This is a genomic window from Collinsella aerofaciens (assembly GCF_039758965.1).
In the GTDB taxonomy this organism is placed as follows: Bacteria; Actinomycetota; Coriobacteriia; order Coriobacteriales; family Coriobacteriaceae; genus Collinsella; species Collinsella aerofaciens_BR.
The window spans coordinates 1-11,568 of the sequence record NZ_JBDMSL010000002.1 but is presented as its reverse complement, the minus strand read 5'-3'; the positions used below and the strand labels follow the sequence as shown (position 1 = coordinate 11,568).

13 protein-coding genes are annotated in these 11,568 nt (G+C 56.2%); 4 read left to right on the top strand and 9 right to left on the bottom strand.

Translation table 11 applies throughout. The features are described from left to right. Nucleotides 1-50: 50 nt before the first annotated feature. Entirely contained in the window at nt 51-989 is a 939-nt protein-coding gene (locus ABHU32_RS00770) for an NAD(P)/FAD-dependent oxidoreductase (protein ID WP_346978497.1), read from the top strand. A 155-nt stretch (nt 990-1,144) separates the two neighbouring features. Next, nucleotides 1,145-1,756 (top strand): DUF1836 domain-containing protein, encoded by a 612-nt coding sequence (locus tag ABHU32_RS00765; protein ID WP_346978496.1) that lies wholly within the window; start codon nt 1,145-1,147, stop codon nt 1,754-1,756. 73 nt (nt 1,757-1,829) lie between these two features. Here ABHU32_RS00765 and ABHU32_RS00760 read toward each other — a convergent pair whose 3' ends face one another. From ABHU32_RS00760 to ABHU32_RS00730, 7 genes are all read right to left on the bottom strand, one after another. Continuing rightward, entirely contained in the window at nt 1,830-2,696 is an 867-nt protein-coding gene (locus ABHU32_RS00760; protein WP_138340312.1) for a DegV family protein, read from the bottom strand. 164 nt (nt 2,697-2,860) lie between these two features. Then, on the bottom strand, nt 2,861-3,988 hold the full coding sequence (locus tag ABHU32_RS00755; protein WP_346978494.1) for a coiled-coil domain-containing protein: 1,128 nt from the start codon (nt 3,986-3,988) through the stop codon (nt 2,861-2,863). Between the two features lie 32 nt (nt 3,989-4,020). Next, the gene (locus ABHU32_RS00750) at nt 4,021-4,551 is read right to left on the bottom strand and encodes an adenine phosphoribosyltransferase (RefSeq protein ID WP_006235999.1); all 531 of its coding nucleotides are present in this window, start codon (nt 4,549-4,551) and stop codon (nt 4,021-4,023) included. 40 nt (nt 4,552-4,591) lie between these two features. Continuing rightward, nucleotides 4,592-5,470: a transcriptional regulator FtsR gene (gene ftsR, locus ABHU32_RS00745; protein ID WP_346978493.1), complete on the bottom strand. Its 879-nt coding sequence runs from the start codon at nt 5,468-5,470 to the stop codon at nt 4,592-4,594. Between the two features lie 3 nt (nt 5,471-5,473). Continuing rightward, nucleotides 5,474-5,908, bottom strand: coding sequence for an FHA domain-containing protein (locus ABHU32_RS00740; protein ID WP_006236002.1), 435 nt, complete (start codon nt 5,906-5,908; stop codon nt 5,474-5,476). Nucleotides 5,909-5,974: 66 nt separating this feature from the next. Continuing rightward, on the bottom strand, nt 5,975-6,679 hold the full coding sequence (locus ABHU32_RS00735; protein ID WP_260699275.1) for a CDP-alcohol phosphatidyltransferase family protein: 705 nt from the start codon (nt 6,677-6,679) through the stop codon (nt 5,975-5,977). 149 nt (nt 6,680-6,828) lie between these two features. Further along, nucleotides 6,829-7,179, bottom strand: coding sequence for a hypothetical protein (locus ABHU32_RS00730; RefSeq protein ID WP_346978492.1), 351 nt, complete (start codon nt 7,177-7,179; stop codon nt 6,829-6,831). Nucleotides 7,180-7,520: 341 nt separating this feature from the next. Between ABHU32_RS00730 and ABHU32_RS00725 the strand changes: the two genes are divergently transcribed. Next, nucleotides 7,521-8,312, top strand: coding sequence for a 7beta-hydroxysteroid dehydrogenase (locus ABHU32_RS00725; RefSeq protein ID WP_006236005.1), 792 nt, complete (start codon nt 7,521-7,523; stop codon nt 8,310-8,312). A 643-nt stretch (nt 8,313-8,955) separates the two neighbouring features. Here ABHU32_RS00725 and ABHU32_RS00720 read toward each other — a convergent pair. Beyond that, nucleotides 8,956-9,414, bottom strand: a complete 459-nt coding sequence (locus ABHU32_RS00720) for a hypothetical protein (RefSeq protein WP_346978490.1) — start codon at nt 9,412-9,414, stop codon at nt 8,956-8,958. A 500-nt stretch (nt 9,415-9,914) separates the two neighbouring features. Continuing rightward, a complete protein-coding gene (locus ABHU32_RS00715; RefSeq protein ID WP_346978488.1) occupies nt 9,915-10,568 on the bottom strand; it encodes a DUF1648 domain-containing protein in 654 nt (217 codons plus the stop codon). Nucleotides 10,569-11,140: 572 nt separating this feature from the next. Between ABHU32_RS00715 and ABHU32_RS00710 the strand changes: the two genes are divergently transcribed. Beyond that, on the top strand, nt 11,141-11,568 hold a 428-nt coding region (locus ABHU32_RS00710), incomplete at its 3' end, for a hypothetical protein (RefSeq protein ID WP_346978486.1).

Below are 11,568 nucleotides of genomic sequence, written 5' to 3'. Positions count from 1 at the left end.
ATTTGGGTATGAGCGCAAAGAACGCCAATCTTTCGACAGGAGGTCTCTTCATGACTACCCATCAGCCGATCGATGTTGCGATTATCGGTGGCGGCCCTGCGGGCTATGCTGCGGCCATTTATGCGGCGCGCTCCAACCTAACGACGACCGTGATTGAACAGGGCATGTCGGGAGGGCAGATCGCCACGACCAATGAAGTCGAGAACTATCCGGGCATTCCGCTCTTGAGTGGCGCCGAACTCGGTGAGCGTTTTCAGCAGCATGCAGAGGGCCTGGGAGCACAGGTTACATGGAGCATGGTTACGGGTATCGATTACGATGCCGATGCAGCGCTGTTTACGGTGCATCACGATTTGGGCGATACGTCGGCCTCGAGCGTTATCGCTTGCATGGGTGCCACGCCGCGATCTGCTGGTTTTGTTGGCGAGGATGCGTATCGCGGTCGTGGCGTTTCGTATTGCGCGACGTGCGACGGCATGTTCTTTCGCGGCAAGCAGGTTTTTGTCATCGGCGGCGGCAATGCTGCCTGCGAGGAAGCTCTGTTCTTGTCAGAAATCGCCAGCAGCGTGACCATCGTTTTGCGCCGCGATCAGTTCCGTGCCCCCGATGGTGTGGTTCAAAAAGTTCTTGCAAAAGATAATATTTCAGTTAGGTACCAAACTAGTATTGTCGAGCTCTCGGGCGAAGCCATGCCAACGACGATTACCTTTAAGGACAATGCATCCGGGGAAACTCACACCGAGTCATTTGTCCCTGGCTCGTTTGGTATCTTTGTCTTTACCGGAACGCAGCCCCATTCCGAGCTTGTTGAGCATCTTGTCGATCTGGCGCCTGATGGCGGCATTCTGACTGATGAATCCATGGCGACCCGCACGCCAGGTCTATTTGCTGCTGGCGATATCCGTTCCAAGCGCTTACGTCAGGTTGTGACCGCCGTTTCTGACGGAGCCATAGCAGCAACGGGCGCATACGCGTTTCTCCGCGGATAAGTACGATAATATATCTTATGTAAGGTTGCTATCTTTAATACAAAGTGGTTGGACGGTGCATCAATGTGCTGTCCAACCACTTTTACTTTCCTGCTATATAGTATGCAAAACTAGATAACCTAGAATACAATATAGCTAATGAACGGAGGATCCTTATGAACCACGCCAAACGCGTTATCCCGATGTCCGATTCGTCGGTCAGCATTAAGCCTGAGGATATTCAGCCCACTGTGCTGCCCGATGCATTTATTCAGTCCGATATCGTGCGCAAACTTAATACGTTGAGTCTGCCGCGCTATAACCAGTTGCCCAATGTGACGCTCTACCGCGACCAGGTTATTGAGTATGTTACGCTGTGGATGGAGCCGCTGTCCATTTGCGTTGAGCAGCCTATCATTACGCCATCGATGATCAATAACTACGTAAAGGTCGGCCTAGTGCCTGCTCCGGTCAAAAAGCAATATGGCCGCGAGCAGATTGCCCGCCTGATCGCTATCTGCATCTTTAAGCAGGTGCTACCTATTGCTGCGGTGCAGGCACTCTTTAACATTCAGCGTTTGAGCTACGATGCCCCGACGGCCTTTGATTATGTGGTCGATCAGCTCGAGGCATCGATTCGTGCGGCGTTTTCCGTCGAGCAGACTCCCGTGCCCGATACGGCGCATCAGGTAACGCGTGAGTCGCTGCTTGTGCGTAGCGCGGTATCGTCCTTCGTTTCGAAGGCGTACTTGATGAGCTATCTCAAGTTCAACGGGTTTAATAGCTAGCCGACGTATAAAACGGGCGGGACAAAGAGCCATCTGTCGCTTTGTCCCGCCCGTATTTTTGCTTGGTTGGACTTTATTTGCCCGAAGCTACGCCCATGCCGTAGCCGATGATGAGGCCGTGCATCTCGGCGTAATAGGAATCCAGGCCGTTGCAGGGCATGATGATGGTCTTGGAGCCGGGCCAATGCTCGACTATGCGGTCAGTGAGCGCCTGGGCTCCAGCTTCGTTCTCAACGTGATCTATGACGACCTCACCGCCCGTAAAGCCCTCGGCTTCCATAGTGTCGATGATCTTGTTGAGCATCTTCTTTTCGCCACGCGTGTGCCCCACGAGTTCGATTTTACCGGCCTCACTCGCCGTGCCCAAAATGCGGATATTGAGCTTGTTGGCAATGACGCCGGCTGCCTTAGGGATACGTCCGGCTTTGGCGAGGTTTTCGTAATTGCACAAACTGAAGAGGATTTTGCTGTTCTGTTCAAGACTATCGAAGTATGCGCAAGCATCCTCGAATGAGACATCCGGGTTGCTTGCAAGATAGCGGTCGAACAGCAAGAAAATGAGGTCCATTTTGCCGCCAGCTGCGCGTGAATTGACTAGATGAATCTGTCGGTCGGGCTCCTCGGCAAGAACCATATCGCGAGCCGTGGCTGCCGCGTTGTAGCTGCCCGACACGCCCTCAGAGATCGGCATGCAGATGGTCTTGTCTGCCAATTTGAAGAGCTCGGCCCACTCCCCTACGCTGGGACAAGCGCTCGAAGAAGCGTTCGTCTCCGCCTGAACAGCGCAGTTGAGCTCATGAACATCGAGCGAAAGGTCATCGACGAATTCACGCTCCCCCACTCGAATTTTGAGGGGCGCAAATGCAAAGGTAGTATGGGGCGCGGTCGGTTGCCAATCGCGGAGGTTACAGCTTGAATCTGAGATAAGTGCCCAGCTCATAGAGGGTCCTTTCTAATTGTTCCCAAACAATTATAGCCTTCTTGCAGACCGATTGGGCCGCTATCTAGTATTCAAAACTAGATAGCGGCCTGCACTAAAGGCAAAAGAATGGACCCCATGACTAAAAGCCACGAGGTCCATATCCGCTTGCTTTATCTGAATACTTAGTAACGCACGAAGATGTAGTTATTGTTCATGCCGGCGGCAACGGAGCTGATGATAACACCCGTGTTGTAGTCGGAAGCATGAATCATCTGACCACCACCGATGTAAATGCCGGTGTGGTACGAGTTGACCACAACGTCACCAGGCTGCGGATCGGACACACGCGTCCAGCCCATAAAGGTACCCGTGGTGCCCAGGCGGCAATAGCGACCAGTGAGGCAATAGCTAACAAAACCAGAGCAGTCGAAGCTGTTCGGGCCAATTCCGCCCCAGGAATAAGCGCAACCAAGCTTGCTGTATGCACGCGAGACAACAGAACCGCCATCAACAGACTGGCTCGGAGCAGAAGGCGTCGGAGCCGGAGCAGGCGTGGAGGGCTGCGGCGTCGGAGCAGGTGCCGGCGTAGGAGCCGGAGTGTTGCCGCCCTGGTTGTTGTTATTGCTGGTCTGGCCACCGTTGTTGGTGTTCTCGGTCGTACCGGCAGTCTCGTTGCTCACCGTGGCCTTCTCGGCGGTGCTGGCGTTGATGCCAGCCTGCAGCGCGGCGTTGGCCTCGGCTTCTGCGGCAAGCTCGGCTTGCAGCTGCGAATCCAGGGAGTTTACGACGTTCTGGGCTTCAGCCTGCTGGGCGTTAAGCTCATCGACCTTCTTTTGCGTTGCGGCGACGTTCTTCTCCTGCTCGGACTGCTTATCGGTGAGCTGCTGCTTAAGCTCCTTGACCTCTTGAATGGTCTGAGCTTGCTTATCGGAAACTTTGCCGTAGTAGAACAGACGGTTGAGCATATCGCTCAGGTCATCGACACCCGTCAGAACCTGAAGCAGGCTCAGACCGCCGGTTTTGTACTCGCCGGCGACATAGGTCGAGAGCTTGGCCTGGCCATCGGCGATCTCCTGCTGCTTTTGCGTGATCTCGCCGGCAGTCTGATCGAGCGCCTGCGTCTGCGTGGCGAGCTCATCGTAAATCTGCTGGGTTTGGGTACCGATCTGCTCGAGCTTCGTACGAGCAGCGGCAAGGTCGGATGCGGTATCGGCGTAGGCAGGAGCCGCGAGGCCCAAGCCCAAAACACAAGCGAGGGTTGCCGTAGCAGCGCAGCGTGCCATGTTTTTGTGCGTGTTTGCTGTGCGCATGTAGCTTCCTTTCCAGTAACTAAGGGTAACGGCTAGTCCACCGTCACCAGGCTAAAGAGCTCCACATCGTCATCAGACGGCGTGAGCTTCTCGCGCGGGTTGAGAAACGCAAGCTCTAGGATACAACCGTAACCGACAAGCTTTGCGCCCATATCTCGCACCAGTTTACCTGTTGCCTCGACGGTTCCGCCCGTCGCGACCAAGTCGTCCAGAATCAACACGGTATCTTTAGAGCTGATAGCGTCGGCATGGATCTCAATTGAATCGGTGCCGTACTCGAGCTCGTAGCTCTGGCTCACGGTCTCGCGCGGTAGCTTGCCCGGTTTACGTGCGGGAACAAAGCCGGCGCCAAGGGCTACAGCCACCGGTACGCCAACCATAAAGCCGCGAGCCTCGGGACCCACGACCTTGGTGATTCCCATGCCGGCAAAGTGCTCGGCGAGGGCATCGGTCATGGCTTTGAGCGCCTCGGGATTGCCAAAGAGCGGCGTGATGTCTTTAAAGATGACTCCGGGCTCGGGATAGTCGGGGATGTCGACGATTTGAGATTCGAAGTCGTACATTGCATGACCTTTCAATGGGTTGCCGAAATTTCAGCAGCTGTTATTTGCCCGCGGTGGCGGTGCCGGATTGCGAAGGGGCGACGACCTTGAGCGGCTTTACGAGAGAATCCTCGTGCGAAGCCGGCATGGCAGTCTCTTCGTTTTTGGTCTTGGTGGACTCGGAGCGAGTGATTTCCTCATCGAGTGCATCGATGTCGGCGTCCTCGACCACGGCGTTGAGCGACTCAAAAACGCGGTTCTTGAGCAGCGCGGTGTGCACACCTTCCGTCAGGTCGTGTAGCTTCTTAAACGCACGCTCGAGCTTGGCGTCGCGCTCGTCATCGGAGGTATCCATTCCGAGCATGCTCACGAGCACCTGCTCAAACATGGAGGACTCGCGGTTGGCGGAAGACACGTACTGACGCAGGTTGCGCGGCTCGATATGGAAGCGTGACAGCTCGGAGCAGTAGCGGATGATCGGGAAATCGCGACCATCGACGAGCTCTCGATTCTGCGGGCTCTTGATGATGCGAATGAGGTCGTTCTCGGCGAGCGAGCGGATGAACGAAATCTCGACGCCCAGCATATCGGGAATGGTCTCGATGGGATGCAGCTTTTGCTTAGTCTCCTTGGGCTCCGTCTTGAGCGGAACATCGGACAGCAAGCCCACCTCGTAAGCGAGCGTTGACAGGTCCGTGGCGTTTTCCAAGCGCTGCTTAATCACGTTGAGCGGCATGTAGCGGGTCTTCTGCAAGTGCAGGATGACCTCCAGGCGATCAACGTCCTCCTTGGAGTACTGACGGTATCCCTTAGGCGTACGATGAGGGGTAATGAGCCCCTCATCCTCTAGAAATCTAATTTTTGAGTTCGAAAGATCGGGGTATGCGCCTCGAAGTAGGTTGACGACTTGGCCGATACTCAGATAGTTGCGTTCGGCCATGCCCTACTCACCGGTTTCGATGCGCTCCGGCGTGCTCTCGTGGTAGATGAGCGTAAACGTACCGATCTGCACGGAAGAACCGTCGTGCAGCGGGGCTGCATTGACGATGGCACCGTCGACCCAGGTGCCATTGAGCGAGCCCAAGTCCTCGATGCGAGCGCCGAGGCCCTCGCGGATAATGCGCGCGTGGCTGCGCGAAACGGTCATGTCATTGAGGAAGATACCGTTCGCAGGATCGCGGCCGATGGTGGTCACGTCGTCCTCGAGCTCAAAGGCGGCACCAGTCTGCGGACCCTTGACGATGGACAGAACGGGGGCGGTGATGCGCACGTTGGCCATGAGGTCGGGAACGGTGACGTCGCTTGAAGGCACGCGGAATACGCAGGTAGCGTCAGCAGTCTTATCATTCTGAGGCATATTGTTAACCATGTTGTCCATGACAACCCCTAACTTATCGCGGACGTGCCGCAAATAATGAACCGTACGTAATCATACCCCAACGAATCAGTCTTCGATTTCAGGGTTCAGAAAGTCGATGTCCTCGTCCTCGGGATGCGTGAGAGCCTGTTTAATGGCCGCTCCGCCCTTAATGGAGTAGATGACAGCCGTGAGCATGGAGAAGATCACGCCGCCGTACACAAAGAAGATGCCGAGGGGCACCGAGCTTCCGTTGAGGCCCGGGAAGGCCGTGAGGGTTGAAGGTAAAAGTTGCAGGCCGTCAACAACGGGGAACCCGAGCAGCATGAGCGAGAATCCGGTCATGAGCAGCGCTGTGGCAATCTTTCCGGGGAAGACGACATCGATGGGGCGACGGTGATAATGACGCACGATAAGCGTGCCGATGCCCAGATAGATATCGCGGCCAATAATGAGTACGCAGACCCAGATGGGCAGCTCTCCGCGGACCACCAGTCCAAGTACGCCGGTGAACAGCAGCGCACGGTCGCAAATGGGATCCATGACCTTGCCGAGCCACGAGACCGTCTTAGTCATGCGGGCGATCTGACCGTCCATCCAGTCGGTGGAGGCGGCAACGGCGTAGATAACGATGGCGATGACACGGTTGTTATCCGTCACAAACAGGTACAGAAATACCAGGGTGAGGATCAGGCGCGTAAAGGTGATGAAATTGGAGATCGTAAAGATCTTATTCGACGGGTAATCGGAAGTGCCGATAAGCTCCTTTTTGATCTTCTTTTTGATGCCCACAGGACTCCCCCGCTGGTTAACGACAAAACTTTCGATACTATACCCGTTCCGGCGATGTCTATCCAGCGCAGCCATAGAGAGTCCAGACATATGGAGGATGCTGCTGGGTGCCACGAGGACTCTCGCGCCGTTGCTTTAACAAAAAACTCTCACAGGAAGTAGCCGCGAGGGCTATGTTGGTAGTTGCAGCTACAGTTATTGTTGAGGGTGAGCAGCGCGTCGCGCACGCCGTAGAGGTAGCCGCTGATGAGCGCCCAGCGCACGCGCTCGTCGAGCGCAGCGAGGTAGAGCGTCTGCATGCCACCGCCGGAAAAGCCGACGCAGCCGAGTTCGCGCAGACTCCACGCGCCGCAACGTAGTCGATGAGGCGCATGAGGTCCCAGGTCTTCGGCATCGATGTGCACATCGAGCATCACGCCGACCATGAACATTGCGAGAAACGTATTTGCCGAGCCCACCGAAGCGGTGACGTCGAGCACCGGCGCAGAATAGCGATGCATCCCTTTGTACATGGGCACACAAGGGGATACAGCAAAGGCGACCGGAGGTCGCAATACCCTCCTGGTGAACAGCTAGCAAGGTGAGTAAAACCACACCGAACGCCGCTCACGCCAGGGCGGCGTTCACCTTTTGGTTCCACCTGCCAGCACCTCCTCTCTCGATGCCGCAAGGGTTTCTTCGTGGTGATAGACCGACACCGTTCATCGTTGTTACGGGCTCGTTCGCAAAGTCGTGAACACGCTCCCCTCTTGTTCAGCGCATAATGGTGCACCGTGTGCGGCTGTGCGGTCGCACGCTAAAGGAGATGTGCCCGCATGGGCATCGAGAGAGAGGATGCAGCATGAACCTGAGGGAGAAGTACGGTGAGTGGGGCCTGATCCTGGGCGCGACCGAGGGCGTCGGCAAGGCGTTCTGCGAGAAGATCGCCGCCGGCGGCATGAACGTCGTCATGGTCGGCCGTCGCGAGGAGAAGCTGAACGTGCTCGCAGGCGAGATCCGCGAGACCTACGGCGTGGAGACCAAGGTCGTGCGCGCCGACTTTAGCCAGCCCGGCGCTGCCGAGACCGTCTTCGCCGCGACCGAGGGCCTGGACATGGGCTTCATGAGCTACGTGGCCTGCCTGCACAGCTTCGGTAAGATCCAGGACACCCCCTGGGAGAAGCACGAGGCCATGATCAACGTCAACGTCGTGACCTTCCTCAAGTGCTTCCACCACTACATGCGGATCTTTGCCGCCCAGGACCGCGGCGCCGTGATCAACGTCTCGTCGATGACCGGCATCAGCTCCAGCCCCTGGAACGGCCAGTACGGCGCGGGCAAGGCCTTCATCCTCAAGATGACCGAGGCCGTGGCCTGCGAGTGCGAGGGCACCGGCGTCGACGTCGAGGTCATCACCCTCGGCACCACCCTAACCCCCAGCCTGCTGTCCAACCTCCCCGGCGGCCCGCAGGGCGAGGCCGTCATGAAGATCGCCCTCACCCCCGAGGAGTGCGTCGACGAGGCCTTTGAGAAGCTGGGTAAGGAGCTCTCCGTCATCGCCGGCCAGCGCAACAAGGACTCCGTCCACGACTGGAAGGCAAACCACACCGAGGACGAGTACATCCGCTACATGGGCTCGTTCTACCGCGACTAGCAACTGCGGAACACACGCGCGAGGCTGCATACGGGTTCGCAGGTAGAGATGCGAGTGCGAGGGTTTCTTTGCGGGGGCGTGCGGATGCGGCGCCTGCGAGGGAACCCTCTTTTCATGGGTGGGCGCGGCGATGAACCCGTGCGCGGCACCTCGGCGCTCACCGTCGAGGGCGACCTGCCCGGCTCCCTCGCGATCTCCCTACACGGGGTTCTGCGCTCCGGCATCCTCTGGACCGTGTCTCGCTCGTGCTCAGTGGGCCGGCCGATCCGGCCCTCAGGGTATCGGATTCCCGCATTCATCCGTACATGTTCGTATGAATGCGGGAGGTGTTCGGGTGAAGTTGATATTCAAGGTGTAGACCTTTTTCTTGGTACTCCTCAAATGCGGCAGGGTTTTTCGAGTTTGTAGATGCTAATATAACCCTGCTCTCGAAAGAGGACTCAGCTCCGGCTGGTAAACCTGACGTTTGGCGTGGTGTGCGTGACGCGCATAGTGGGCATGGCCGCGATAGAATTTTCCATGCGGAGGGGTTCGACCCCATAGCGCCCCGAGGGTTTCGGGGAGGGCGAACTGGCAGGCAGGGAACCGGGATACAGGCTGTCCAGAAGGAGGGGTGTAATGCCTCTCCTTCTATTTTGCAACATCAATCGGTCTTATATATTCCGTCGCGGGCTCGATGTTTTCGAGATTGCGGAAATGTGTTGGATGCTGCAGCGGCATGAGAAGAGGAATATTTCCGAGTGTCTGGCGGCATACGTTTTGGGACGTTGAATATGCACAATAAGATGTGTACCAGTAAAGTCCGGGACCGGCATTGATTGGAGAGGCAATGGCGACGTGTGAGGTCACGGTCGAGGTCCGACGGTTCGACCAGGCTGTACCGGCAGTCCGCGTACAGTGCGCAGCCCCTCCCGCGCGGGTCGCCGTCCGAGTCCTCATCCGGCTCATGATGGCGCACCTCGACCCAAAGGCCCTCCAACACATCGTCGAACCCGAAATCGAGCTCCGCCTGGACGCTCTCGCCGAACGCATCGCCCAGGGCGAGCTCCGGCACCTTCGTCACACGGCCGTCCAGCCACTCAATCTCTGTCATCGCGCGCATGGTCCAAGCCCCTTCCGACACGGGATTGTCAGCTCAACCCGACCCTTACCCATGCGGACGAACATAACTCGCCAGGGGAAGCCCCTGAAGGCCGTGCGCCACAACATGAGGCCGAATCCGCCCCCGGCTGGACAGGCCAACAACGAAGGAGCACACGGAACCGGCGCGGCGTTACAACCGTCCCGGCAAGCGTGTCACTTGGCCAAGTCATGATGCCGACAAACCAGGAAATGCTCCAACGGAGCGCCGAACGAGGGTAACAATATAAAGCCGTGCAACACGCGTTGGACGACCAGAACAACCCAAACAAAGGCCTGTCGGTCCCACCTTCAAGCCCAATAGCAAAATGTGCATCAGCGGATTTGCAGCGATACAAGTCTCATCCGTCACCATCACACCGCAGCGCGCCTAGTCCCACTCATCCTACTGCAAATGTCCCAGAACGAGAAAACGACCAGCTTAACATGCCACCCTTTATATCCGCACGCGCGTAATTCAACTCATGAGGACCGGCTATCCCTTACCTGTGACACAATCTCAAACGCACAGAACAGAATCATCAGTCCAATCATCGCATAAGAGGCAGCCGAACCTTCAAGCACTATTCCACAAAGAACAATCTCCGCGCCGCCAATAAGAACTGTTATCAGGCGCTCTGCCTTTTTGCTCTCGCCGCTCGCATAAAAAGGCGGCAAAGCGCACAAGATCACATATAGCCCGGGAAGGGAATACAGGATCGATAGTCCAAGTTCCCCATCAACCGCAGTGCTTTGCGTAAGAATCAACTGAACCCAAACGGCAATTATCACTGAGCAGGTTGTCGATAAAAGAAGACTAGAAATATAGCACGCAACAAAGTCCCGTCGCATTCGAACAGAGAAATCCGCGAACTCTCTTCGCCGCGTGGAAACAATAAGGTACACAGAAATTGCAATAGAACCAATCAGGGAAAACAGCGGAACAACCAGCAATTCAAGCTTATTGCCCCATCTATCAACCACACCCCCACTCCAATGAGCGGGAATTGTATCAGGGAGGACTGACCAAGCCGCCCATAGAATCAGAAATGGAAGAATAGAGAAGATGAAAGATGATAACACTGCAGTAGTTTTTTTTGAGGCTCTCATCGATTCCGCATCTCCTTGCGCGCCCACATTCCACTCCGCCTTAAATCAAGTATAAATAGATGGCGCTCGGTATTATTGGCGCAATCGCGATAGCGATTACAGCCGTTGTTTCTTTAAAAATGGTAGGAATACATGTCTCCAAGAATTGATATATCGATTGACGAGCTGCCCGAAGCGTCGAGCCTTCTTGATGGACATGACTATTCGTCACAAACCATTCAGCGTATCGCCAGGGTTCCAGTAATACTCGATGCATCGGGATGCCCTCATTCCCCTTTTTTCGAAGTTGAATATGATGACAGGACGATTAGGTTTACAAGTCAAGCAAGTTGATAATCTATGTGGTCAATATGATGCCGTTGAACCAGCGTATCGATACCGCTCAGCCATTCGCCTCGCCCCCGTCGCACGTATCTTCATCCGGTCTGTTACTTTTAATCTAACAATTCTTTGAGGAACGTAGGTGCTTCTAAATGTACTGTCGACTTCTTCTCAAACTAATCCTAAGAGACAAGGCCGTATGGATTTGTACGCTCGTTCTCGCTGCAGCCTTTTCCGTCCCCATTGCGTTCAATTCACCCATCTACGGGCCCTTCTTTATGAAACAGGGCATGCAGAGCTTTGTCGACGCATTCAATACGCGCGCGCCCCAAGCCAACGGCATAGACCTATCGCCAGAGCAGCAAAATGACGCGGAGCTTGCAAGATACGCGAACGCCGCCCTTGCCGCTCAAACCGACGCCGCCTTTCTCGATTCTGCCGAGAGCTACTACGCGCTCATGGGCGAAGGCTTCCAATCCGGGTCCATCGTGGGAGACCGAGAGACCAATGACGCAGCGCTCGCATATTGCCGTGCCCTGAGCAGCTCCGGCATCACGGATATCCCGGCCTCCGCAAACGACCTGCCATTCCTTTCCTTCCTGCCTTACGCCATTGCCACGGCGCCGTCTTTCCTTCCCTTCATCCCCTTCCTTCTCTCGTCGATACTCGTGCTCGGCGCCACAAGGCCCGGGACCCTGGCGGCAAA

Excerpts from the sequence above, each read along its gene's own strand:
- ABHU32_RS00765 (WP_346978496.1), top strand. The coding sequence starts at position 1,145 with ATGAACCACGCCAAACGCGTTATCCCGATGTCCGATTCGTCGGTCAGC.
- ABHU32_RS00770 (WP_346978497.1), top strand. The coding sequence starts at position 51 with ATGACTACCCATCAGCCGATCGATGTTGCGATTATCGGTGGCGGCCCT.
- ABHU32_RS00725 (WP_006236005.1), top strand. The coding sequence starts at position 7,521 with ATGAACCTGAGGGAGAAGTACGGTGAGTGGGGCCTGATCCTGGGCGCG.
- ABHU32_RS00720 (WP_346978490.1), bottom strand. The coding sequence starts at position 9,414 with ATGCGCGCGATGACAGAGATTGAGTGGCTGGACGGCCGTGTGACGAAG.
- ftsR (WP_346978493.1), bottom strand. The coding sequence starts at position 5,470 with ATGGCCGAACGCAACTATCTGAGTATCGGCCAAGTCGTCAACCTACTT.
- ABHU32_RS00730 (WP_346978492.1), bottom strand. The coding sequence starts at position 7,179 with ATGCATCGCTATTCTGCGCCGGTGCTCGACGTCACCGCTTCGGTGGGC.
- ABHU32_RS00755 (WP_346978494.1), bottom strand. The coding sequence starts at position 3,988 with ATGCGCACAGCAAACACGCACAAAAACATGGCACGCTGCGCTGCTACG.
- ABHU32_RS00740 (WP_006236002.1), bottom strand. The coding sequence starts at position 5,908 with ATGGACAACATGGTTAACAATATGCCTCAGAATGATAAGACTGCTGAC.
- ABHU32_RS00760 (WP_138340312.1), bottom strand. The coding sequence starts at position 2,696 with ATGAGCTGGGCACTTATCTCAGATTCAAGCTGTAACCTCCGCGATTGG.
- ABHU32_RS00750 (WP_006235999.1), bottom strand. The coding sequence starts at position 4,551 with ATGTACGACTTCGAATCTCAAATCGTCGACATCCCCGACTATCCCGAG.